Raw genomic sequence first — 24,878 nt, 5'->3', positions numbered from 1 at the left:
TTATGCCTCCGTATTTTCTAGGGTTACGCCCTCTGGTAGCTTGACATAAAATTTCTTAAAGTCATCTCTTACGCCAGCTCTGCCTCTAAAACGCTTAACTTTGCCGTCCATTCTAAGAGAATTTATGCGAAGTGGCGTTACACCAAAATACTCTTTTAGCACCTCTTTTAAGCCGTTTTTAGTAACTTTTGGTGAAGTTTGGATAACTACAACGCCTTGTTCTTGAAGGCCAAGAGTTTTTTCTGTATAAATAATTGTTTTGATATCAGTTATATCTGCCATTTTAGCTCTCTTTTGTTATAGTTTGTAGTGCTGCTTTCTCAGCGATAACGGCACTATATGTTGCTACCAAATAGGCATTTACTTCGCTTGCATCTACAACATAGCAGTTTGCTAGGTTTCTAAATGCTAAAAGCGTCTTGTCATCAAGCAAATCTTTTATGATTAGCGCATCTCTTAAATTTAGAGCCTTGATGATCTTAGCTGCGTCTTTTGTCTTGCCGCTCTCAACTGCGATGCTATCAACAGCAAATAGCTTACCAGCTGTAGCCTTCTCGTTAATTGCAAACTCAAGAGCAAGTCTTTTTTGCTTTTTATTTACCTTTTGGAAGTAGTTTCTATTATTTGATGGACCAAAAGCTACTGCACCGCCAACCCATACATTTGTTCTTGTTGAACCAGCTCTAGCGCCGCCGCGACCTTTTTGTCTCCAAGGCTTCTTACCACCGCCACTTACAAAAGCGCGTGTTTTAGTATGAGCTGTATTTGCTCTCATGCTAGCTAGGTAAGACTTAACATAAAGATAAAGATTGTGCGGATTTACTTCTGCAAAGTCTGCAGGAAGCGCAAGCTCGCCTGATTTTTCAAATTTTTCATTCAATACTAAAACTTTACTCATTTTACAATCCTTATTCTACCCATTGCACCATTATGTCCTGGCACACAACCCTTGACAACAACTATGCCATTTTCTGCATCAAAGCTAATTAGCTCATTTTTGACAGTTACTTTTTCGTTGCCCATATGTCCTGCCATCTTCATGCCTGGCTGAACGCGACCTGGCCATTCGCAGTTACCGATCGAGCCGTGGCGTCTGTGGAAACGCGAACCGTGGCTCTTTGGACCGCCAGCAAATCCGTGTCTTTTTACAACACCCTGAAAGCCTCTACCTTTTGAGTTAAAGCTAACTTTTAAAACTTTAGCTTCGCTTAGTGGAGTAACATCTAGTGCGCCTGCTTCTGTGTTTGCCACTGTTAGAGTTGCAAATTTATTAAATTCAGCAGTTAGGTTGTATTTTTTTTGCTGACCAGCTATGGCTTTGTTGCTTGCTTTTGTATCTGCATAAGCAACGATAGCGCGCTTGTTTGCATCAACTTCACATACCTTAGCTTCAACAAGTTTTAGTAGTGTAACTGGTGTGCTTTGAGCAGAGACTGTTCTACTCATGCCGATTTTTTCTACGATATATTCCATACTATTTTCCTTTTATCCGCTTACTTCATAGCGCGAACTTCGACATTAACTTCTGGAGCTAGGTCGAGTTTTGTTAGGCTATCTACGGTTTCTGGAGTAGCTGCGACGATGTCAAGCACACGCGCATGAATTCTCATCTCAAACTGCTCTCTTGAGTCTTTATTTACATGTGGAGAACGCAAGACTGTGTAGCGTTTGATTTTCGTAGGCATAGGCACTGGTCCGCGGACATCAGCACCAGTTCTTTTGACAGCTTCTACAATGGCTGCAACTGTACGGTCTAGAACTCTGTGGTCATAAGCTTTTAGCTTAAGCCTGATTCTTTCCATGATTTTTCCTTTAAAAAGAACTTGTCGCAACTCGCGACCTCTTTACATAGATGAATTTACAGAGGATTATTTTGGCTTTTTAGGGCTTGAAATCATGCAAACAGATGCGAAATCTTTCGTAAAGAGAACGCGATTATACTAAAATTTACTTAAGAAATCAAGAATTAGTATGTTTTTGTATGAAATTTTATGAATTTATTTCCTTATTAAAAGGAAATAAATTATATCAAAATAAATTTTGAAATTTCACTTTCTTTGCAATTTTTTATTTTTTCTATTGATGAATTAAAAATAATTTTTACGACATTGCCATCTCTTTTCATTTCTATAATATCGTTGCAATAGCTTAAAAATAAAGGATTGTGTTCAGCAACTATAAATGTTTTGTTTTCATTTTTTATAGACTTATAAAGTAAAGAAATAATTTTTAAAATATCTTTATCTCCTAGTCCCTTTGTTGGTTCATCTAAACCAAAAATTTTACTATTATTATCAGATAATGACTTAAATAATTTAAGTCGTTGTTGCTCTCCGCCTGATATATTTAATATACTTCTATTTAGGCAAAGATGAGACAAGCCAAGCTCATCTAATAATAATATTTTTTTATTAATTTTTTCAGAAAAATTAAAATATTTTAATTCTTCAATATTTAAATTCACTATTTCATTAATATTCATACCAAAAACTTTAAATTTTAAAAATTTTTTATCAAAACCACTACCATTGCAATAACTGCATATATCATAAAATTTATTTTTATATTTTTCTAAAACTAAAACTTTACCGTTGCCATTGCAATTTTTACAAATAATATTTTTGTTTTTACAAAAATAATCTTTATCGCAAGATGTTAAAGCAAATAACTTTTTTATATCATCAAAAATTCCGCTATAAGTGCCAATGGTAGAATTAATATTTGCTTTGATTGGTTTTTGGGATATGTATTGATATGAATTTAGATGCATTGGCAGTATGTTTCTTAGTAAAGATGTTTTGCCTACACCCGATTTAGAACTAATGCCTATCAATCTATTGTGATTAATTACAAGCTCACCTTTAAAATTTAAAAAACTTAAATTTTGTAATTTTATATTTTGGCTATCACTGACTTTAAAATTTACCTTTTTAAGCTCAAAATATTGACTTAAATCATATTCTTTTTTGCTTATTAAACTGCCACCCTCTTTCCCACTTTTTAGTCCAATATAAAAAGCATAATCAGACTTACTTATCAACTCCTTATTGTGTTCAACTGCAACAATAGTATTGTTGTGTTTTAATTTTTGTATTTCTTTTACTAAATTTTGTATCTCATCAGGATGCAAAGAACTTGTTGGTTCGTCTAAAACTATCATGATATTATTTATATTTGCAATAAAAATTTTAGCTATTCTTAATCTTTGCAATTCTCCACCAGATAAAGTTGGTATTGATCTGCTAAAATTTAAATGTCCTAATCCTAATTTTATACATTCGGTAACAAATGCATCTAGTTTTTTAAGTGTATAGTTAGTATTTTTTATACTAAAAGATTTAAAAATTTTTGATAAATCATTAAAACTAGATAGTAAAATATCCTGCAAAGAATAATTAAAGATTTTAATATCATTTATACTTTGATTTAACCTAGTGCCTTTGCATTTTTCGCATACAACGTGTTTGATATACTGCTCTGAAATATCTATTGCATTACAAAGCATTATGCCTTTGTAAAAGTCAGTTTTTACCCTAGTTTTTGTGCCTATTTTATAGATAATTTTATATTTATTAATAGATGTTTTATATAAAAGATCATATTGTGCTGTTTTACTTAATTCATGAAATTTTAAGTTTGCATTTATGCCTATATCATTAATATATGAATTTAAAATCTGCGTATAAAAGTCTTTGTATGAATTTAGCCATGGAATAAATGGATTGTCTTTTAGTTTAATGTTTGTATCAATAATTTTATTTATATCAATTTCTTTTGTAAAGCCATTTCCTAGGCATCTAGGACATATATTTTTAGGACTTAGCGAAATTGCATTTTTTGTATATTGCTTAGACAAACTTGACACTAGCAAATTTAATTCATTTGACAGATGAAAATAGCTTAATATACTTGATTTTGGATTAATATTAAAGTTTAATTGTTTCAAAGCCACTGAAAATAAAATATTGTCATAAAAATCAACAACATAATTAAAATTTTCATAATCATCATTTACTAAAGAATTTATCTCACTTTTACTTATGGCATGTATCGTATCAAAAGCTAAACTTGATTTTCCAGATCCGCTACAACCACAAATACAAGTTAAAGAATTTGGGATTATATTTATATTTAAATTTTTTAAGTTATTGGTTTTTATTCCCCTATAAGTAATTTGTCTCATAAATTCCACTCACATACTAGTCTTTGCATTATTTTTTTCTTATATTTTTCGTCGCAAATGGTATTTATCATATTATTTTTTAATTTTAAATTATCAATCCTACAACCGCCAGAACAGATATATTTAAGGTCACATTTTTCACATTTTCTAATAGCATCTATTGATGTATCACGGTTTATTCTATCAAATTCATTTAGTATTTCATCGGCGTTTTTATCTATATCTAAACTATACGAGCCAAATTTAGAACAAGGGTAAATTTTACCATCTACATCAATGACAATGCTTGTGCCAATGCCACAGTTTTTAAATTTTATATTTTGTTGCTTTGTTGTTTTGCTTGGAATTCCTAGTTTTATTATTTTTTTCATTAATTCAAAAATAGCTTTATCTGAATGCTCTATATCATAATTTTTAAAATTTAGCTCCTTTACAGCCGCACCTATCATCTCTATATCGTTATTTATACGAATTTCTAAATTTTGATAATTTATTTTTTTTATAAAATTAATTAAATTGTTACATATATCATCTAGGGTATCAGGCAACACCGTAATCGCAAGTATGAGTTTTATATTTTGTGATTTTATTAATTTTATGGCATTTAAAATTTTTTCATAATTACCCTTTCCTCTATTTGTCTCATATGCTTCCTTTGAGATTCCTTCCAAACTTATTTGTATTTCACTGACTGCACTAGCAATTTTATTTATATTTTTTTCGTTTATTAAAATACCATTCGTAAAAAGCGTTATTTTATGTCCTTTTAAAGAATTAATAAGTATAAATATGTCTTTATGCAAGAGAGGTTCACCACCTGAAATAACCACTGAGGTATATCCGTTTAGTTTTGTTATTTCATTCACTTTTTGAATAATTTTATTTGTATCTATATATTTTTTATCTATTCTTCCAGCATTGACAAAACAATGTTTGCATCGCATATTGCAATCGTTTGTTAAATTGATGTGTATATTTTTTTGCATGGTCTGTATGTTTTCTTCATTTTGAGTATTTTTATATCCATCTTTATAAAAGTTATGATTAAAAATTTTCTCAAGTACTTTTTCTAATATTACTGTAGCATTTTTATTAAATTTGTCATTATAAAATCTTATACTATCACTTAAATTTGCAATTTCTAGCAATAAAAACATATTATATTCATCACTATCTAACACTATCCACGTTGGATACTCTGGTGCTATAATTAGATATTGTGATAAAATCTTATAAATTGTGTATTTGGTAGGAAGCTCTATTTTTTCACTTTCTAAAATACGAGCATCATTGTCAGTAAAAATCATAAAAATAAACCTTAAAATTAGTTAGCCCCTCCAAAAAGAGGGGTTTGGTATTAGCAATCTTGTCTCTTGTGCGTAGTTCTGCATTGAGATCTTTGTTTTACCACTTCAGTTGGTTTATTATCAGCTTTTGTCTGCAGTTTTACAACTATTGTTTTTTCTTTCATTCTTGCCCTCCTTTCGTAAATTTTTATACATTCTACCCCCACCCCACTTAAAAATCAATAAAAATTAAATTTAATTTAAAATACATTTTTGACCTAAAATTTGTTATAATTTCCTTTTTAAAAGGATAAAAATGAAAATTTTAGAATATTTTTATAATCAGCCCTTAAGAAGTGTGAAATTTATAAACCGAAAAATGCAAATAACTTCACCAAAAACGCTAATAATCGGCGGTTTTGGCAGTGGTAAAACAACACTTGTTTGTGAATATATAGCAAATTTTAAACAAGATGAGAGACTTTACATAAATTTAGCTGATTTACGAGCTAAAGGCGATGAAATCCTTTTAAATTTATCTGAGTTTTTGTCACAAAAGCCTAATATCAAAGCTGTTTGTATAGATAATGCAAGCATAGCTGACTTTAACATCTTAGCTACTCTAAACACCGAAATTTTACTCATAACAACAGTCGATAAAACAGCTCGGCTTCCAAATTTTACAAAACTAAATTTGCCATATCTTGACTACGAAGAATTTATAGCTTTTTTTCGCAAAAACCTAGATGCTGACATGCTTTTTAGTCACTATCTGGCACATGGTAGAATACCCAAAAATGCATTTACTGACGCAACCGAAGTAAGTGAAAATCTACAAAATTTAATCCAAAAAGGACTTGACAAAAACACTTTAAATGTCTTAAGAGAGTGTGCCAAACACACAAGTGAAAATGTAAGCGTGTATGAAATTTTTAAAGGGTTAAAAGAAAGAACAAAAGTCTCAAAAGATAGCGTATATGCGTCATTTACAGAGCTTCAAAATATTGGCATAATAAATTTGATTGAAAAATTTAATGAGCCTAATGCGACAAAACGGCTATTTTTCAGTGACTTTGCGATGAGAAATGCCCTAAGTTTTAAAAAAGATTTTAATAAAAATTTCTTAAATGTCGTTTTTTGTGAATTAGATAAATTTGATGAGGAAATTTTTTACACAAAAGAGCTTGATTTTTTCCTTTCAAAAAGGAAGCTTGCTATTATCTGCAATCCCTTTAGCGAGCACGACTTACTTATATTAAAATTTAAAAAACTTCATGGTACTTTAAAAAATTTAGGTGTCAAAAAACTGCAAATCATTAGCATCGCAAATCAAGGCGATATGGCGATCGAAGGGATAAAATGCGAGATTGTACCATTTAGTCAGTGGGCTTTGAGTATAGATTTTTAAGATTTTCAAAAATAGAGACAAAAAGCACAACAGCTAAGCAAAATCATATCATCAACAAAAAAACAAAGCCTATTTTAACACCTATAAGTTTGCAAATTTTATAACTTTGGCACCGCAAATTCTTGCATAATCTTTTACATCAAGCACAATAGACCTATCAAGCAAACCCGCGTTAAAAGCTATCTCATTAAATCTTTTGAATAAATTTTCATCGACAACAAGCATTAGCTTTTCATGAAAGCTAAATGGCGGTATCGAGCCAATGACACAGTCAGTTAAGCTTGCTATCTCTTGAGTGCTTGCCAAAGATGCCTTTTTACCACCAAGCTCAGTTGCCAAAGCGTCTAAATCCGCCTTATGATCAGCGGGCAAAACAGCCAAAACATAAACTCTACCGTTTCGTCCGCTAGGCTGCGTAGCATCAAGGCGTAAATTTTGAGGCAACACACAAGGTGTGTCTATCTCATTCACACCTTTAACACAGCACACCAAAGCTTTTGCGCCTTGTCCCAAGTGAGTTCCCCTGGTCTTTGCCACAAGCTCACTAGTCCCAGCATTTTCATGCTCTAGCACTCTAAATTTTGCACTGCTTTGCGTTAAAAAAGTCTGTAAATTTTTAAAAATTTTCTCACTCATATTTATCCTTTTTAGCCTAGTATCATAACATTTCTAGGCTAAATTTTGCTTTTGAGTGAGTGCTTTTAGCCCAGAAATTCTCGCTTAAAGTATTCTCTCTCAGCTTTACATAATGGACAGGCTCCAGGTGCTTTTTTACCACGATGAACATGTCCGCACACTTCACAAACCCAAGTCTCCTCTTCATCACTAGCAAAAAATCCCTCTTCATCAAGCATCTTTTTAAGCTCTAAATACTCTCTTTCATGCTCAACCTCAACTTTGCCTATAGCTGTAAATAGCCTTGCTATGGCTTTTTTATCTTCTTCAGCTGCTATCTTTGCAAAGTCTGGATACATTGTTGTATGCTCATAATTTTCCCCAGCCGCAGCGTCAAGTAAATTTTTATCAAGCTTGTCAATAGGATCATCTATAAGCTCATGATAGGCTTTAAACTCGGCTCTTGCGTGCCATTTTTCATTTTCGGCAGCCTCGTAAAAATGCTTTGCCGTGGCATGATAACCAGATTCTAGCACAATGTCACCATAAAGCTCATACTTGTTTCTAGCTTGTGATTTGCCAGAAAAGGCTTTTATAAAATTTAGGGCTGTTAGATCTTTTGTCACACAAATCATCTCTTCATCGCAACAAACAAGCTTGCTACCACCAATTTTTGTACCTCTACTTCGTTCGCACATTTTTAACACTTATATGCCTCATACTGTATTCATGCCTGCTTCTTTTAAGAATTTAACTTATTTTAGTCCAATACTTATCAAAATAGCATAAAATTTGAGAATAAAAATATATTCATTTTCGTCACAAACTATAGTTGGTTTGATGCTTAAATTTTATTAACTTCTCAAAAAATTAAAAATTTTTTGATACAATCACATCAAAATTTAAAGGAAAAAGTTGAGAAATAACCCCATTATAGTATATATCGCAAGTTTTGTTGTTGTTGCAGCTGGATTAAAAGCAGCCAATGTTGTTGTTTTGCCATTTTTAATGGCTGTATTTATAGCTATTGTCATATCGCCTGCGATTGATTTTTTGATGAAATTTCAACTACCTCGCATAGTTGCATTTGTGATTGTTGTAGCCGTTATATTCTCAGCACTTGGTTTTATAGGCAATGTTGTGATAAAGACGATAAATGGGCTTGTTGGACACTTGCCAGAACTGCAAATAAAATTTAATGCATTTAGCCAAAGTATGGCACTATTTGCCTCAAAATACGGACTTGAAATAAGCAACATCTTACAAAATGACTTTGACCCAAATAAAATTTTTAACACACTAACTCAGCTTTTACGAAGTAGCACCGAGTTTCTTACAAAGAGTTTTTTTATATTTTTACTCATTACATTTATGCTGTTTGAAAAGCATATTTTTGTTCAAAAAGTAAAGTATTTTGCAAGCAAAAATACAAGCGCACAACATATAGTCGATACCTTTATATCAAACTTAAAACGATACCTTGCAATAAAATTTCTAGCTTCATTTGCTACTGGGGTTATCATTTGGATAGGTCTAAATATGCTCGGGGTTGCTTATGCGCCGCTTTGGGGTGTCGTAGCATTTGTGCTTAACTTTATACCAACTATCGGCTCGATAGTTGCGGCTTTGCCAGCTATTTTAGTTACGATGCTTTTAAATGATTTTGCAACTGTATTTTGGGTTATCTTGCTTTATCTTGGAACAAATATAATAATAGGCAATTTAATAGAGCCAAAATTTCTTGGTCGTGGGCTTGGCATTAGTACATTAGTCGTGTTGCTTAGTTTGCTTTTTTGGGGATTTTTATTTGGCATAGGAGGCATGTTTCTTGCCATACCACTTACTATGAGTCTTAAAATAGCATTTGATACAAATCCAAACACAAAATTTATATCTGTCTTATTAAGTGATAAGGCACAAAGCTAACAAGCCCCCAAATCAGGGGCTTAAAATTACATAAAGATTGGTTATTTTAAACTAAATTCAACACCAGCTTTTGCAAGCTCAAGTGTAGCGTCGATAAATTTATCCTTTTTATCGGCAAATGGCATAAGGATAGGAATTTCCGTGCAAGCAGCTATATACACATCTGCTTGGATATCATTTATAGTTTTGTTAAAAAGTTTAGTGTATTCAGCGGTATTGTTTGCCTTAACGCCCTTATAAATGCAGTCCATTATGTCATCTAACTGATTTTTACTAATATCTGCTATCTCAAACCCTTGAGCTTCAAGACGCTTTGAGTAAATTCCAGCCTGAGTTGTGCCAGTTGTCGCTATAACGGCGATTTTTTTAGCATTTGGGAAATTTTTCCTTATAGCAGCAACAGCAATATCTGCAATATGTAAAACATTAACACCACACTCACTAACTAATCTATCTGCAAAATAGTGAGCAGTATTGCAAGCTATGCAAATAGCCTCACAACCAGCGTTTTTAAGCCTTAATGCCGCTTCTTTCATGAATGGATATGGATCAGCCCCACCATGTAAAATATAAGCAGTGCGATCTGGAATTTGCGGATAGTTGTCGATAATGATAGGTATATTATCCTGATCTTTTTTAGCATTTGTAAGATCTACCATTTTTGAATAAATATCGATAGTAGCAAGCGGTCCCATACCACCTAAAATACCTATTCTTTTCAAATTTTACTCCTTAAAAAAGAGCCAAGAGAAAAATCTCTTGGCTATAAATTTTATAAAAGAACTGGTGCGATTATAAAGCCTAAAACAACTGAAATAGTAACCATAATGGTGCCAGGGATAAAGAATGAGTGGTTGATGATAAATTTACCAACCTTAGTTGTTCCAGTATCATCCATAGCGATAGCACCAAGTGTAGTTGGGTATGTAGGAAGCACGAAAAGTCCAGAAACAGCTGCAAATGAAGCAACTAATATCCAAACATCTTGTGCATTTTCAGGACCAGTCATACCAAGTGCCGCTGCAACTGCTGGCATCATAACACGAGTTGTGGCTGCTTGTGAGTATAGTAAGCAACTTAGGAAGTAAAGTGCGATTGCCAGAACAAACGGATACTGAGTAACCACATCTTTTGCAACCTCTTTAATGCCATCAAGGTGACCATTAACAAATGTAGTTCCTAACCATGCGATACCAAGGACACAGATGCACGCTTGCATACCACTTTGGAAAGTACTAGTTGAAAGCAACTTGCCAGTATCTACCTTACATAAAACTGTTATCAAAAAGCCGATAGTTAGCATAAAGCTGATAATAGCTAGGTCGCGTGAAAGGATAGGCTTTTCAATCAAACCGATACTTTTTGAGATAGCAAGAGCATAGCAAACTACCACAAAAACGCCGATAGCAAAGATAGCAACTGATTTTTTAGCATAAGGTTTTAGCTCAGTATATTCAGCTTCTTTAACTTCTGCAACAAGACCCTTTGCCAATCTTTCTCGATAGATAGGATCTTTTGAAAGGTCAAGATCGTAAAATTTATTCACAAAAAGTGAAGTTAGTATCATAGCTACAAATGTCGTAGAAATGCATATAAATAGCAACATCGGATAACTAACACCTAGCTTTTCACAAACACCAGTCATCGCAACGAAAGCCGCTGAGATAGGGCTAGCTGTGATAGCCACTTGGCTTGATACGACAGAAAGTGCTAGCGGCGCAGATGGCTTAATGTTTTGACCCTTTGCAACCTCTGTGATAACCGGAAGCATAGAAAACGCAGTGTGTCCGGTACCAGCAAGTATTGTAAGCATATATGTTACGACTGGTGCTAGGATGTTTATCTGTTTTGGATTTTTGCGTAAAATTTTAGACGCAACCTGCACTAGATAATCAAGCCCCCCAGCCACTTGTAACGCTGTAATAGCAGAGATAACAGAAGCGATGATAAGAATAACATCCATCGGGATATCCTTCATATCTACCTTCATACCAAGCATTGCCAAAACGATAACGCCAAGACCACCAGCGTAACCAACCCCCATACCACCAAGGCGAACGCCAAGATAGATGCCACCAAACAGAACTATAAGTTGTAGTATCAACATTAGATCCATTTCAAGCTCCTTGTTTTAAAATAATTAATACAAACATAATGATAATACTTTTATCATTATGTTTTCTTTAAATTCACTAAAAATTTACTTTACCATACTTGGGTTAAGCATATTTTTAGGTTCTAGAATTTTATCGATCTCCTCTTTGCTTAGATATCCACGCTCTAAGCAAATATCTCCAACCGCTTTACCTGTTTGAAGTGCCTCTTTTGCTATTGAAGCTGATTTTTCATAACCGATATGCGGGTTAAATGCTGTTACGATACCAACTGAGCCAAGAACTGACTTCAAGCAAGCTTCTGGGTTTGCAGTCAAGTTTTTAATAGCTTTCTCACTTAGCGTTTTCATCGCATTTTCAAGGATAACGATAGCGTTAAATAGCGCGTATGCAATGCCTGGCTCAAACGCATTTAGCTCAAATTCTCCACGCTCAGAGCAAAGCATGATAGTGACATCGTTGCCGATAACTTCATAGCAAGCCTCGCCGACTACTTCGCAGATTACTGGGTTCACCTTACCTGGCATGATAGAGCTACCTGGCTGCATTTGTGGTAAATTTATCTCACCAAGACCGCATCTTGGACCTGAGTTCATAAGACGAAGATCATTTGCTATCTTGCTTAGGCGAACGGCTGCAGTTTTTAGCGCGCCACTTACATGCACGAAATCCGCCGTATCTTGCGTAGCTGCGATAAAGTCATCGGCTGGCTTGAAATTTACGCCAGTGATGTCGCTCAAAATTTTATGCACCGCAACTTTGTAGTCTGGATGGCAGTTTATACCCGTTCCTATCGCTGTTGCGCCCATATTTAGGTATGTCATCGCGTCGCGTGCAGCTGTGATCTTTGCGATGTCGCTTTTAATGTAGCTTGCAAATGCGTTAAATGTGTTACCAAGTGTTGTAGGAACAGCATCTTCAAGCTCTGTGCGACCCATTTTGATAACATCTTTCCACAACTCGCCCTTTTTCTCAAGCTCGGCTTTTAAGTCCTCCATTGCCTTTAAAAGATCGGTTAGTTTTGCATAAGTGGCGACCTTAATAGAGCTTGGATATGTGTCGTTCGTGCTTTGACCTAAATTTGTATGATCATTTGGATGGATCGCGCTGTAATCGCCCTTTTTGTGACCGATGCTTTCAAGTGCGACATTTGTAAGAACTTCGTTTAGATTCATATTTGTAGATGTTCCAGCGCCACCTTGTATCATATCGACCACAAACTGATCGGCGTATTCACCAGCCATGACTTTGTCGCAAGCCTTAGCCAATGCATCAGCGATCTTTGGCTCAAGCACGCCAACCTCTTTATTAGCAAGTGCGGCTGCTTTTTTTATCTGAGCAAACGCCTTAACAAAGAAAGGATAATCTTTTAATCTTCTGCCAGTCATTTGGAAATTTTCAAGTGCTCTAAATGTTTGCACACCATAATACACGCTGTCGTCTATCTCAAGTTCTCCGATAAAGTCGTGTTCTTTTCTTGTTGCCATTTTAGCTCTCCTTCTAATAAATTGGTTAATGAAATTATATGACGATAAAGTTTAATTTTAAATTAAATAAATAATTTTAAATTTTAAGTCATTTTTTATTATTACTAAAATACCTATTTTTGGCTTTTTGTGAACATTTAAAGAAATTTTTTATTCGTGTTTTATTTTTGATATAATTTCAAAATTCTAAACAAAAGGTACAAAATGCAGATAAATTTAGACGATGTAAAGATAGAGCCTAGCTGGAAAGAGATGTTAAAAGATGAATTTTTAAGCCCTTATTTTGTCAAAATCAAGCAAAATTTACTCACTGCCAAAGCAAACGGTACAGTCTATCCACCAAGTAAACTTATCTTTAATGCCTTTAACCTTACTCCCTTTAATGCTGTTAAAGTTGTCATCTTAGGTCAAGACCCATATCACGGAGCAGGACAGGCGATGGGGCTTAGCTTTTCTGTACCAAAAGGTGTGCGCGTGCCACCTAGCCTTGTAAATATCTATAAAGAGATCGAAGCTGATTTGGGCGTTAAAGCACCAAATCACGGCGATCTGACAGCGTGGGCAAGGCAAGGTGTTTTGCTTTTAAATGCAACTCTTAGCGTTTCAGCTGGGGTGGCAAATTCTCATAGCGGTTTTGGTTGGCAAAATTTCAGCGATGCGGTGATAAAAATTTTAAGTCAGAAGCGGGACAACCTAGTCTTTTTACTCTGGGGCAACTACGCAAAAGCAAAGGTAAATTTGATAGATCAAGACCGCCATCTAGTCCTTACTGCTGCTCATCCTAGTCCACTGGCGCGCGGGGCATTTTTTGGGTGTAGGCATTTTTCAAAGACTAACACCTACTTACGAAATCACAGCATAACACCTATAAACTGGGACTTAAATAATGTAAAGGATATATGATGTTGGGTGAGATTTTATTTTACATAGCAGCTGGTTTTTTTGAAATTTTGGGCTGCTTTATGTTTTGGGAGTATTTTAAAAACGACAAACCCACTTGGTATCTAGGAGTTGGCATAATATCGCTTATACTTTTTGCCTCTGTTCTTACTCGTGTTGAGAGCGAGTTTGCTGGGCGTGCTTATGCAGCTTATGGCGGAATTTATATCATCTGCTCGCTTTTGTGGCTAAATTTTGTTGAAAAACAAGCCTTTACAAGATATGACCTACTTGGCTCACTCGTCGCACTCATAGGCGCTATAATCATCATCTATCCAAATTTACTAAAAACTTAATAAGCTAGGACTTATATCCTAGCTTATTGCCTACGCCAAAACTTTATAGCACAGCTATCTGAGTATAAGAAATTTTATTGTTTTCTTACTCTTCCTTTTTCTATGTTGCTTTTTCTGGCTTCTAAATCAGCTACTTTAGCCTTGTAAAGTTCCACATCTCTTTCTTTATCTTGTAAATTTTCTTTTGCATTTTCTATTTTTTGAGTGTTTTTACTTTGAGTTACTATCTCTAGCTCTTTTTAGCATTCTCTCATCATAACTTACATCTCCAAATGGCTCTACTTTACCAGTTTTAGGGTCTCTACCCAATATTCTATCAAGACTACCTTTGCCACATGGCATTTTATATTCATTACTAGGGTTACAGCCTAATAATATACTGGGACAATCATTATCAGGAACTCCAGCTATAATTTCTCCAAAAGCAACATAATTAATGATAACTTTTTCATATTAGTCTCCTTGTATTTTTTAACTGCTTACAAAGTGCTAAACTAGCCTCTATCTCGGCTCGTTTTGCCATTACACTTTCTATATTTAAGCCTAAATTTAGCCCATTTTTATCGCCAAATTCTCTAAGCTCACTATAAATTTCTTTGATAATTTGCACGCTTTCATTTAGATAATCACTTGATTTATTTAGCCTATTTTCAATGCTTGTTGGTACGCTAACGCCAAGCCACTTGATAAATTCAAGTGTTTTTGGGTTGCCAGCAGTTGAAAATGTGAGAAATATAGGCACATCAATCTTTGCCGTAGCACAACTGGCTAAAAATTTATGCGTAAGTTCAATATCAAATATCGCCTGTGAGATGAAAAATTTTACCCCCATTTCTAGCTTTTGACGCATTCTCTTCACCTCATCGCCCTTTTTGGCGTGGCGCTCACTTATGCAAACCCCACCAACCACAAGCTCATCAAACTCACACGCTATCTCATACGCCCTTTGTAGGCTTAAGCTCACACTTTGGTGCGAGTGCGTGGCGCCAACCAAGACATTCAAATTTGCGCTTTGTTGTTTTAAAGATTTGCGAAAACTGCTCTCATCATACGCCCCAGCGACCCTATAAAACACTGGCTTTGTGCTGACATTTAAGTAGTTTGAGTAATATCTTTGTGGACTTAACGTCCCACTAAACTCAAATGTTCTCTCACTCTCATTTCTCTCACTCTCATCTTGCACCTCGTAAAGCACCAGCCCATCGGCGTTTATGTCATTTATGCGATCCGTCCAGCGATTTGAAATTTCACGAAGTTTCGCCTCCTCAAACTCAGCCTTTGGAGGGGTTAGAGCGTATAAAACTAGCCCTTTTTCTTTGTTTAAAATTTTTTTTTCTAGCATAATTTTCTACAATTTTAAGTGAGCCGTTTTATAATTCTTGACTCACTTATATACTCTTATTTTTGTGCAATATCGGCTTTTATCATAATGCCAACACTGCTTTTTGATGACATGCATATATACTTATCGTCATTTAATGGCTCTACGACACCACGCCAATTACTAGAAATATTTACCACATCGCCATTTCTCTTTACAGCCTCTCTTACATACCGATCTATAATAGCAACAAGCGCTTCAGCGCAAGCTTCCTTAATATTCTCTGTGCCATATGCTGTTACATATTTTTGTACTTTTACATCCGCTCTTATTATGGTTTTATTTTGCTCATTTGAGCCAAACTCAAGTCCTACTTTATCTAAGTTTTTAATATTTTTCTTGGCATATTCTGAATTTAAAAACTCGGTTATACTATACTCATTTTTTTGGGTAAATGCACCTTTGTTTAGAGGTATTGAGCTACGTCCAGCACCACATCCAACCAACACTAATCCAAAAATGCAAAAAACAATAAATTTTTTCATAACAATCCTTTCAGGTAAAAATAAATTTTTAAAGCACTCTAGCGATCTTAACCGCTTCGACCATATTTTTAAGGCTTGGTTCGACCTCTTCCCATTTTCTAGTTTTTAGTCCACAGTCTGGATTTATCCAAAGTTGCTCTTTTGGAAGCACTTCAAGCAGTGCTTTTATCTGTGTGACCATCTCATCTACGCTTGGGATTCTTGGGCTGTGGATATCGTAAATACCAGGACCTACCTCTTGCTTATAGCCTACTGCTTTAAAAATTTTAAGCAGTTCATTACCTGAGCGTGCCGTTTCTATCGAGATGACATCAGCGTCCATAGCTTCTATAGTTTTTATAATATCATTAAACTCAGAGTAGCACATATGCGTATGGATCTGTGTTTCAGGGCGTGCAGAAGCGACTGAGAGCTTAAAGCAATCTACTGAAAATTTCTCATACGCACCGATATTTTCAGCCCTTAGCGGATAGCCCTCTTTAAACGCCGCCTCATCTACTTGAATAACTTTAATGCCTGCATCTTGAAGGTCTGCTATCTCATCATATATACAAAGTGCGAGCTGTTTTGCCACCTCGGCACGGCTTATATCATCGCGCACGAAAGACCAGTTTAGCATAGTCACAGGGCCTGTTAGCATACCTTTCATTATCTTGTTTGTCTTGCTTTGCGCGTAGCGTATCCACTCCACAGTCATTGGCTCTAGGCGGCTCACATCGCCAAACAAAAGCGGTGGCTTCACGCAACGACTGCCGTAGCTTTGCACCCAGCCATTTTCGCTAAACGCATAGCCCTTTATCTGCTCGCCAAAGTACTCCACCATGTCGTTTCTCTCAGGCTCACCATGTACCAAAACATCTAGTCCGCAGTCCTCTTGGAATTTCACGCAGTGATCAATGTAGGCTTTGATACCATCGTTATAAGCAGCCTCGTTGATCTCGCCCTTTTTGAAATTTTGACGCAACACACGAAGTTCAACGGTTTGTGGGAAACTTCCTATCGTAGTCGTAGGTAAAACGCCGTAGTTTAGGGCTTTTTGCTGTATCTTAATACGCTCATCAAAGCTCATATCACGCTCAAATTTGCTTAAATTTGCCACGCGATCTTTGACTGCTTTATCGTGTATCAAAGCTGAGCTTGCGCGAGAGTTTGCACTCGCTTTGTTTTGAGTGTAAATTTTGCTTGCGACTTCGCATAGCTCTTTGTTGTTTGCTAGGCTTGTGATGATAGAAATTTCACTTAGTTTTTCAACCGCAAAACTTAGCCAGCTTTTTACTTCATCGTTTAGTTTTTCTTCGTATTTTAGGGTAAATGGCACGTGAAGCAGTGAGCAAGATGAGCCGATATAAAAGTCCTTGCCACCAAGCTTACTCTCAAGCTCTTTTACAAATTTTACCTTCTCATCAATGTTTGCCTTCCAAACATTTCTACCATCTACAACGCCAGCAAATAGCTTTACATCTGAGTTTGCAAGAGCTGGCAAAGCTTGTATGTTTTTTGCGCCATGTATAAAGTCAAGTCCAAGACCGTAAATTTTAGTCTTTAGTACCTCATTTACCGCACTTAGCGCGTGCTCGAAGTATGTCATGAATATGATTTTAATGTTACTTGAAACGCTTGTTAATTTCTCATAAACGGGTGCGATCTTATCGCTTAGTGCGTCGCCCTTATCCGTTACAAATATCGGCTCATCAAACTGTACAAACACCTCATCATCAAGCTTTGAAATTTGCTCTAAAAGCTTTGCATACTCGCCTACTACAGCGTCTAAATGGCAAAACGCACAGCTATCATCTGTAGTCTTTGATAGTGCTAAAAATGTGATAGGGCCGATTAGGTTTATCTTTGTGTTTATGCCGTTTTGCTTTGCTTCGTTGTATTCAGCGATGATTTTTTCGCTATTTAGGCTAAATTTAGTCTCTTTGTTTAGCTCTGGCACGATGTAGTGGTAGTTTGTGTTAAACCACTTTGTCATCTCCATAGCCACGGCCGACTTTTCGCCTCTTGCCATCGCAAAGTATAGCTCGCGCCCGCTAAGCCCGCGAAATCTAAATGGAATGCACCCAAGCGCGTAAATCGTATCAAGGATAAGATCGTAAAGCGAGAAGTCGTTGCTTGAGATGAGATCTATGCCAACCTCTTTTTGATAGCCCCAGTGGCGTGCTTTTAGTGTCTTTGCTGTCTCTTCAAGCTTTGCTTCATCAAAGCCCTCTTTTTTACTCCAAAGCCCTTCAAGTGCGCGTTTAAGCTCTCTTTTTTCGCCTATTCTTGGAAAACCTGTAACATAAGATTTTATCATTTTTGTTCCTTTTAATTTTATATTTTTTAATATCTTTTAAAGTGTTAAAAAATTGAATTAAAAGGTGGATGACAGCCAGATTTTCGTAGTGAGAAGTGGAATTTATAGTATTCTTTTCCGATTAGATGAGCAGTGAGCTTGAGTAAATTTTTAACCTTACAAAAGTATGAATTTGCGCGAAATTTAGCTCTCTTTACTCTGTTTTGACATGGGACGACGCATAGTTTTTCCTCGTTATGTAAGTTTTGCGTAATTATAATATTTTTTGCCTTTTTTGTAAAGTAAATTTTAAAATTTTGCGAAATTTTTTCAAAAAAGTTTTAAAATTAAAACAAAAACTTAGGCTATTTTAAAGCTTTTTATGACTACAATTTGCCCACAATAAAACTTGGGGGCAAATATGCAAAATAGGCATTTTGATGTAGTTATCATAGGAGCTGGCACAAGCGGAACCGCACTATTTTATGAGCTAGCAGCTTTTACAGATATAAAAAATGTTGCACTTTTGGAAAAATATGAGGGGGTTGCGACGCTAAACTCAAATGGTAGATGTAACTCACAGACAATACACTGCGGAGATATAGAGACAAATTATAGCTTTGAAAAGGCTAAGAGTGTCGCACAAATAGCTAAAATGCCAGTAAATTACGCCCTAAAGCACGGCTATGATGGGAAATTTATGTTTGCACATCAAAAAATGGTCTTAGCCGTTGGAGATAAAGAGGTCTCAAATATTAGAGCTAGATATGAAAAATTTAAAGAAATTTACCCATATCTTGAGCTTTATGAAAAAGAGGATCTAAAACAGATAGAACCTAGCGTAGTCTTTGAGCTAGATGGCTCGGAGCGTAAAGAGAATATCGTAGCCATGGGTACTCACAATGGTGCTTATACCACAATGGACTTTGGTGCGATGTGTAACTCGCTTGTAAAAAATGCCCAAATTTTAGGTGGAGAAGGCTTTAAACTTGAGCTAAATTGCAATGTTGAAGAGATTAAAAAAATAGGCGATACATTTTACCTAAAAACGAGCGATAAGCAAGCCATAAGCGCTAGCTATGTAGTCGTAGATGCTGGCTGTCACTCTCTTTATCTAGCGCACAAAATGGGTTATGGGCTAGACCTTAGTACGCTGCCTGTGGCTGGTAGCTTTTATCTAACAAAAAAACGCCTTTTAAATGGCAAAGTTTATATGGTGCAAAATAATAAATTACCATTTGCAGCACTTCATGGTGACCCAGATATATTAGCCAGTGGCAACACTCGCTTTGGTCCAACAGCGCTTGTCATGCCAAAACTTGAGCGCTATCACGGAAACTCTAGCTTTTTAGAGTTTTTAAGCTCTTTAAAATTTGATAAAAATGTACTTGAAGTCTTTATAAATTTGATAAAAGATGCTGACATCAGGAGATATGTTTTAAGAAATTTCTTATTTGAAATTCCACTAGTAAATAAAAAGGAATTTATAAAAGATGCTAGAAAGATAGTGCCTAGCCTAAAAGAGGAGGATATATACTATGCTAGTGGGTTTGGCGGAGTAAGACCACAGGTCATAAACAGGCACACAAAGCAGCTTGAGCTTGGCGAAGGGCGCATTAGTACAAACGATGGTATAGTCTTTAATATGACGCCAAGCCCAGGAGCTACTAGCTGTTTTGACACAGCACGCCGTGACCTTTTAGAAATTTGTAAATATCTTGATAAAAATTTTGATGAGCAAAAATTTAACGAAGAGCTTTTAAGCTAAATCTTTAAGCACACTAACTAACACTAAGTTTATAAGTGTTAGTTAGTTTTTCTGTTAGTAGTAAATTTTATTTACTTTTAGAAAATCCCGCAAATCATCATATTCGCTGTTATTAAAATATCGCCACTTACCCTCTTTTAAAGTCCCAAGATCAACCCTGCCAAACGCAACACGCTTTAGCTCTACAACCTCAAGATCAAAATAGCCAAAAAATCGCCTTAGCTCACGGTTTTTACCCTCATTTATCATAACTCGAAGTTTGGTATAGCCACCACTACTACCAAAGATGTCAAATGCCACAAATGGCTTAAATTCCATTGATTTTATGGTAGTTTTGGCATGTGCGCCTTTAGTTGCATCAGCTGCAAAAAACCCTTCTCTCATCGCAGTTTTGACCTCTTCTGTGATCTCGCCTTTTACTTTTAGATAGTATTCTCGCTCGATGTCGCTAGCCATCAAAGCAGTTGCGATAGCAGGTGCATCAGTGAGCAGCAAAAGCCCTTCACTAGCATAGTCAAGCCGTCCGATACTAACAAATTTTGAAAAGCCGCGAGGCAAGTTATCATATATCGTCTTTCGACCGCGATCGTCGCTTTTGGTTACTAGTTCGCCCTTTTGTTTGTGATAAACGAGCATGGTAAATTCTTTTTTAAACTTTATCAATCGCCCATTTATCTTAATCCTGTCATCTTCACTAACGCTAATGCCTATATCACTAACAACTCTATTATTTAGCGTTACTTTACCCTGTTTTAGGAGTTCATCAGCCTCACGGCGTGAGTAGTTTGTGTTATGAGAGATAAATTTATTTATTCGCATTTTTTGCATTATTTTAATCCTAAACTTGTTAAATCATGAATATGAAGCACGCCTTTTACTTTGCCCTCACTAGCGATGACAAGAAGCTGAATTTTAAACCTTTCTATCAAGGCAAGCGCATCAATAGCAAGCATATTTTCATCATCTAATACTTTTGGATTTTTAGTGGCATAGTTTATGGCTTTTTCATTTATATTAAAATTTTCACTCATCAAAGCTCGCCTAAGATCGCCATCACTTAAAACTGCAACTAACAAGCCATCTTCGTTAGTTAGCAAAACATTGCCCATTTTGCCGTGAGTCATCGCATCTATAGCAAGTTTTAAACTAACATTATCACTAACGATAGGTAAATTTTGTGTTAGCATTATATCTTTTACCTTTACAAAAAGTCGCTTGCCAAGGCTTCCGCCCGGGTGGAAATTTGCAAAATCCTCCGCCTTAAAATTCCGTTTTTGCATTAAACAAATAGCTAGCGCATCTCCTAACGCTAGTGTTAATGTTGTAGATGTTGTAGGTGCAGCATTTAAAGGGCAAGCTTCTTTACTAACATCTATGCTAACAAATGCATCACAAAATTTACCAAGCGAGCTTTGGTGACTTTTTGCCATGCCAACTATACTAACACCAAAGCGCTTAATGTGTGGCAAAATTTTAACCAACTCATCACTCTCTCCGCTAAAACTGATAGCAAGTACGATATCATCTTTGCCTATCATGCCAAGGTCACCGTGCATGGCCTCTGTTGGATGCAAGAAAAAGCTTGGCGTTCCAGTGCTTGCCAGTGTTGCGGCTATCTTTGCGCCTATATGCCCACTCTTGCCCACTCCAGTTACTACTACTTTGCCTTTTGAGGCATAAAGTAGCTCTACCGCCTGTGCAAATCCAATGTCTAAATTTTGCGCTGCTCTTGTTAGTTCGCTAGCCTCTAGCTTCAAAACTTCTTGTGCAGTTTTTATAAGCTCGTTCATTATTATCCCTACATCACATATATTATCGGAACGATAGTTGGATACTTTTTCACTTTTCTAAAAATGTGTTTGCGTATAACTTGCCTGATCTGGCTTTCAAGCATTCTATTGTCTTTTAAAAGCTCCTCTTTGACATTACTTAAAAATTGAACCAAAATTTCTTGCATCTCGCGACTAAATTCAGCATCTTGCTTATTTGCAACAAGCCCGTAACTAATAACACGCGGCTTTCCGATGAGCTTTTGTTCATGGCTTGAGATTTGTGCGATAATCATCACAACGCCAGCTTCGGCTAAGTTTTGCCTATCGATAACAACATCATCGGCGATTTGTTTGTTGATTTGATTATCTATAAATACCTTGCCTGTTTTTACAGTGCGAATACGCTTCATATATTTTTGACATATCTCAACAACATCACCATCACTCATTAAATACACATTTCTCTCATCAACACCACAGCTTACAGCCGTCTCTTTGTGTTTTGCGATGTGATTATACTCTCCATGAACTGGCAAGAAAAACTTAGGTTTTACAAGTCTTACCATAAGTTTTTGCTCCTCTTGTGCAGCATGTCCGCTAACATGGATTTCACTAAAATCTTGATATGCAACCTTTGCGCCTGATTTTATTAAAAAGTTTAATACAGTTGAGACGCTATTTTCATTACCAGGTATAGCTTTTGAGCTTATGATAATCTGATCGGTTGGTTTTATCTTTATATACTTATGCTCATCAGTTGCCATGCGATAAAGTGCTGACATAGTTTCTCCCTGAGAGCCAGTTGTCACGATAAGCACTTCATTATCTTTAAATTTGCTAACCTCATTTGCATCGATAAAGATTTTTTTATCTAGCTTTATATATCCAAGCTCCATAGCTGTAAATAAATTTCGCTCCATACTTCTACCAATAACACAGACTTTGCGGTTGTATTTAAGTCCCCACTCTATAGCCTGATAAACACGGTGAATGTTTGAGCTAAATGTGCTCATTATTACGCGACCTTTTGATTTTGAAAATATCGCATCAAAGGTTTTACCAACACTACTTTCGCTCTTTGTAAAGCCCTCTCGGTAGCTATTTGTACTATCACTCATAAGGCATAGCACCCCACGCTCACTATAGTAAGCAAGCCTGCCAAGATCGGTTGGATAACCATCTATTGGAGTATGGTCTATTTTAAAGTCTCCAGTGTGGATTATCGTGCCCGCTTTTGTTGTTATAGCTAGTGCTGAGGCATCGATGATAGAGTGAGTTATATGTATCCACTCAACTTCAAAATCACCGATAAGATAAGGCTTGCGTTTTTCTACTGAGCGAAATAGCGAGCGTTCACCCTTAAGTCCATGCTCTTCAAATTTGTTATTTATCATACCAAGCGGAAGTGGCGTAGCATAGATAGGGAATTTAAATTCTTTAAAGAAATAAGGCACTGCACCGATATGATCTTCATGTGCGTGAGTTATGATGATAGCCGCTATCTTATCCTTTATCTTTCTTACATAATCAAAGTCAGGTATAAGTATATCAACTCCGTGCATGCTCTCACTTGGAAAACTCATGCCTATATCGACTATTATTGCGCTTGTATCGGTCTCAAAGATAGTCATATTGCCGCCTATCTCACCAAGACCTCCAAGCGGTATCACACGAATCCTATGATCACTTGAATTTAGGTATTTTAATGGTTCAAGTATTAACTGATGAGCAGCCTCATTTGCCTGCATAGCTGAAGCTATATCTTGCTGCCAAGGCTCATTGCCATTTAGTTTAGCTGGTAAATTTTTACGAATTTTTTTCTTTTTTTCGTTTTGTTTTTGTTCTGGCTTGTTAGGATTTTGCTCTTTTTGGTTAGTATTATGCCTTTTGTTATTTTGTTTGTTAGTATTATCTTGAGTTGTTTTTTCAGACTTTTTGCTATCATCAAAAGGTGCTGCAAAGAAGTTATCCACAACACTTTGTATTTGTGTACTAACTAACGCTGTACTTGTGTTAGTCGCGTTAGCTTGTTTGTTTTTATTTTTTGGACGAAAGCGGCGTTTTTTATTTGCCTTGCTCGTTCCAGTTACCTCGTTATTGTTTTCGCTCATTTTTTGCCTTTATTATGTTGTAAATTTTTAAATATAATAAGGCATTTAACTCATGCGGACGAATGTTTTGACTAAGCTCTAAACTCGCAAATGCTTCATTTATAAAAGCTTTATCGCAAATTTGGCTTAAATTTTTAAGCAAAGTCTTTCTTGGCGAGCTAAAAGAGCTCTTTAAAAAGCTCTGAAATTTCTCATACTCACTCAAGCTTTCAAACACCCCATCTGGTGCGATTAGCTTTTGTTCTTTGCTTATTTGAAAAACTGACGACATTACCTTTGGAACTGGATCAAAGCACTCAGGAGTCACATCAAAAAGTAGCTCCGCCCTGCCGTTAATATGTGCTAAAACACCAAGCGAGCTAAACTCGCTCTCTCCGCCCTTACAGACAAATTTTATCGCGACCTCTTTTTGCACCATGGCTATCACGCCAACACAAAAGTCATCTTTAAGTGCGTTTAGTACCATTTTTGTTGCGACATAATAAGGTAAATTTGCAACCATTATATAAGGTATATCAAGCAAGCTACCCTGCTCGTCCCATGCTAAATTTGCATCTTTATGTATCAGTTTAAATCGTCCATCTTTGGCAAAATTTGCGAATTTTTGCTCTAAATATGGCACGAGATCGTCATCTATCTCGTAGCTATTCACGCTATATCCGCTCTTTAATAGCCAAGAAGTTAAATCACCTAAGCCAGGCCCAATCTCCACAACTAGCCCACCAAAATCAGGCGTCGTTTGCTTGGGTATCGCTTGGATGATCTTTGCTAAAATACTCTCATCTTTTAAGAAATTTTGACCAAATTTTTTCTTTGCTTTTAACATAAT

The 24,878-nt window shown here is 35.9% G+C and carries 22 protein-coding genes and 1 pseudogene; 5 read left to right on the top strand and 18 right to left on the bottom strand.

Going from position 1 to position 24,878, the window contains the following annotated elements; genetic code table 11:
- The 6 genes from U5B17_RS05385 to U5B17_RS05360 all read right to left on the bottom strand — a co-directional run bounded on the left by U5B17_RS05385 (position 1) and on the right by U5B17_RS05360 (position 5,490).
- Positions 1–282: a 50S ribosomal protein L23 gene (locus U5B17_RS05385; protein ID WP_430804347.1), complete on the bottom strand. Its 282-nt coding sequence runs from the start codon at positions 280–282 to the stop codon at positions 1–3.
- Between the two features lies 1 nt (position 283).
- Positions 284–898, bottom strand: a complete 615-nt coding sequence (rplD, locus tag U5B17_RS05380) for a 50S ribosomal protein L4 (RefSeq protein ID WP_430804346.1) — start codon at positions 896–898, stop codon at positions 284–286.
- A complete protein-coding gene (gene rplC / locus U5B17_RS05375; RefSeq protein ID WP_430804345.1) occupies positions 895–1,473 on the bottom strand; it encodes a 50S ribosomal protein L3 in 579 nt (192 codons plus the stop codon). Before rplC ends, rplD begins: the two co-directional genes overlap by 4 nt.
- A gap of 20 nt (positions 1,474–1,493) precedes the next feature.
- Complete coding sequence (gene rpsJ / locus U5B17_RS05370) at positions 1,494–1,802, bottom strand: 30S ribosomal protein S10 (protein ID WP_430804344.1); 309 nt, start codon at positions 1,800–1,802, stop codon at positions 1,494–1,496.
- A gap of 221 nt (positions 1,803–2,023) precedes the next feature.
- On the bottom strand, positions 2,024–4,183 hold the full coding sequence (locus U5B17_RS05365; RefSeq protein ID WP_430804343.1) for an ATP-binding cassette domain-containing protein: 2,160 nt from the start codon (positions 4,181–4,183) through the stop codon (positions 2,024–2,026).
- Entirely contained in the window at positions 4,180–5,490 is a 1,311-nt protein-coding gene (locus U5B17_RS05360; protein WP_430804342.1) for a radical SAM protein, read from the bottom strand. The genes U5B17_RS05365 and U5B17_RS05360 overlap by 4 nt, the downstream gene beginning before the upstream one ends.
- Before the next feature lie 295 nt (positions 5,491–5,785).
- On the opposite strand from U5B17_RS05360, the gene U5B17_RS05355 reads away from it, so the two are divergent.
- On the top strand, positions 5,786–6,877 hold the full coding sequence (locus tag U5B17_RS05355) for an ATP-binding protein (RefSeq protein ID WP_430804341.1): 1,092 nt from the start codon (positions 5,786–5,788) through the stop codon (positions 6,875–6,877).
- Positions 6,878–6,958: 81 nt separating this feature from the next.
- Here the strand turns inward: U5B17_RS05355 and U5B17_RS05350 are convergent, their stop codons facing one another.
- Positions 6,959–7,513, bottom strand: a complete 555-nt coding sequence (locus tag U5B17_RS05350; protein ID WP_430804340.1) for a YbaK/EbsC family protein — start codon at positions 7,511–7,513, stop codon at positions 6,959–6,961.
- 65 nt (positions 7,514–7,578) lie between these two features.
- Positions 7,579–8,219: pseudogene (locus tag U5B17_RS05345) on the bottom strand (ferritin family protein).
- A gap of 188 nt (positions 8,220–8,407) precedes the next feature.
- On the opposite strand from U5B17_RS05345, the gene U5B17_RS05340 reads away from it, so the two are divergent.
- The gene (locus U5B17_RS05340) at positions 8,408–9,418 is read left to right on the top strand and encodes an AI-2E family transporter (RefSeq protein ID WP_430804339.1); all 1,011 of its coding nucleotides are present in this window, start codon (positions 8,408–8,410) and stop codon (positions 9,416–9,418) included.
- Positions 9,419–9,459: 41 nt separating this feature from the next.
- On the opposite strand, the gene cuyB is transcribed toward U5B17_RS05340, so the two are convergent.
- The 3 genes from cuyB to U5B17_RS05325 all read right to left on the bottom strand — a co-directional run bounded on the left by cuyB (position 9,460) and on the right by U5B17_RS05325 (position 13,019).
- A complete protein-coding gene (gene cuyB / locus U5B17_RS05335; protein ID WP_430804338.1) occupies positions 9,460–10,140 on the bottom strand; it encodes a cysteate racemase in 681 nt (226 codons plus the stop codon).
- A 50-nt stretch (positions 10,141–10,190) separates the two neighbouring features.
- A complete protein-coding gene (locus U5B17_RS05330; protein WP_430804337.1) occupies positions 10,191–11,534 on the bottom strand; it encodes an anaerobic C4-dicarboxylate transporter in 1,344 nt (447 codons plus the stop codon).
- An 84-nt stretch (positions 11,535–11,618) separates the two neighbouring features.
- Positions 11,619–13,019, bottom strand: a complete 1,401-nt coding sequence (locus U5B17_RS05325) for an aspartate ammonia-lyase (protein ID WP_430804336.1) — start codon at positions 13,017–13,019, stop codon at positions 11,619–11,621.
- A gap of 204 nt (positions 13,020–13,223) precedes the next feature.
- Here U5B17_RS05325 and ung point away from each other — a divergent pair, with 204 nt between their 5' ends.
- Both ung and U5B17_RS05315 read left to right on the top strand, forming a co-directional pair.
- Positions 13,224–13,922, top strand: a complete 699-nt coding sequence (gene ung, locus U5B17_RS05320; protein ID WP_430804335.1) for a uracil-DNA glycosylase — start codon at positions 13,224–13,226, stop codon at positions 13,920–13,922.
- Complete coding sequence (locus U5B17_RS05315) at positions 13,922–14,254, top strand: YnfA family protein (RefSeq protein WP_430804334.1); 333 nt, start codon at positions 13,922–13,924, stop codon at positions 14,252–14,254. The genes ung and U5B17_RS05315 overlap by 1 nt, the downstream gene beginning before the upstream one ends.
- Before the next feature lie 448 nt (positions 14,255–14,702).
- Here the strand turns inward: U5B17_RS05315 and U5B17_RS05310 are convergent, their stop codons facing one another.
- The 3 genes from U5B17_RS05310 to metE are packed head-to-tail and all read right to left on the bottom strand — an operon-like array spanning position 14,703 to position 18,419.
- Positions 14,703–15,596 carry a methylenetetrahydrofolate reductase gene (locus tag U5B17_RS05310; RefSeq protein WP_430804333.1) on the bottom strand — a complete coding sequence of 298 codons (894 nt, stop codon included), beginning with the start codon at positions 15,594–15,596 and terminating at the stop codon, positions 14,703–14,705.
- A 56-nt stretch (positions 15,597–15,652) separates the two neighbouring features.
- Positions 15,653–16,120 carry a hypothetical protein gene (locus U5B17_RS05305; protein ID WP_430804332.1) on the bottom strand — a complete coding sequence of 156 codons (468 nt, stop codon included), beginning with the start codon at positions 16,118–16,120 and terminating at the stop codon, positions 15,653–15,655.
- Between the two features lie 28 nt (positions 16,121–16,148).
- Positions 16,149–18,419: a 5-methyltetrahydropteroyltriglutamate--homocysteine S-methyltransferase gene (gene metE / locus U5B17_RS05300; protein WP_430804331.1), complete on the bottom strand. Its 2,271-nt coding sequence runs from the start codon at positions 18,417–18,419 to the stop codon at positions 16,149–16,151.
- 400 nt (positions 18,420–18,819) lie between these two features.
- Here metE and U5B17_RS05295 point away from each other — a divergent pair, with 400 nt between their 5' ends.
- A complete protein-coding gene (locus U5B17_RS05295; protein WP_430804330.1) occupies positions 18,820–20,166 on the top strand; it encodes an FAD-dependent oxidoreductase in 1,347 nt (448 codons plus the stop codon).
- A gap of 54 nt (positions 20,167–20,220) precedes the next feature.
- On the opposite strand, the gene U5B17_RS05290 is transcribed toward U5B17_RS05295, so the two are convergent.
- From U5B17_RS05290 to rsmA, 4 genes are read right to left on the bottom strand one after another with little or no spacing between them, the layout of a single operon-like run.
- A complete protein-coding gene (locus U5B17_RS05290; protein WP_430804492.1) occupies positions 20,221–20,985 on the bottom strand; it encodes a pseudouridine synthase in 765 nt (254 codons plus the stop codon).
- A gap of 8 nt (positions 20,986–20,993) precedes the next feature.
- Positions 20,994–21,956, bottom strand: a complete 963-nt coding sequence (locus U5B17_RS05285; RefSeq protein WP_430804329.1) for a KpsF/GutQ family sugar-phosphate isomerase — start codon at positions 21,954–21,956, stop codon at positions 20,994–20,996.
- 8 nt (positions 21,957–21,964) lie between these two features.
- Positions 21,965–24,049 carry a ribonuclease J gene (locus tag U5B17_RS05280; RefSeq protein WP_430804328.1) on the bottom strand — a complete coding sequence of 695 codons (2,085 nt, stop codon included), beginning with the start codon at positions 24,047–24,049 and terminating at the stop codon, positions 21,965–21,967.
- Positions 24,033–24,875, bottom strand: coding sequence for a 16S rRNA (adenine(1518)-N(6)/adenine(1519)-N(6))-dimethyltransferase RsmA (gene rsmA / locus U5B17_RS05275; RefSeq protein WP_430804327.1), 843 nt, complete (start codon positions 24,873–24,875; stop codon positions 24,033–24,035). Before rsmA ends, U5B17_RS05280 begins: the two co-directional genes overlap by 17 nt.
- Positions 24,876–24,878: the final 3 nt, after the last annotated feature.

This window comes from Campylobacter australis (assembly GCF_050586305.1).
Lineage (GTDB): Bacteria > Campylobacterota > Campylobacteria > Campylobacterales > Campylobacteraceae > Campylobacter_A.
This window is presented reverse-complemented; position numbering and strand designations above follow the sequence as displayed.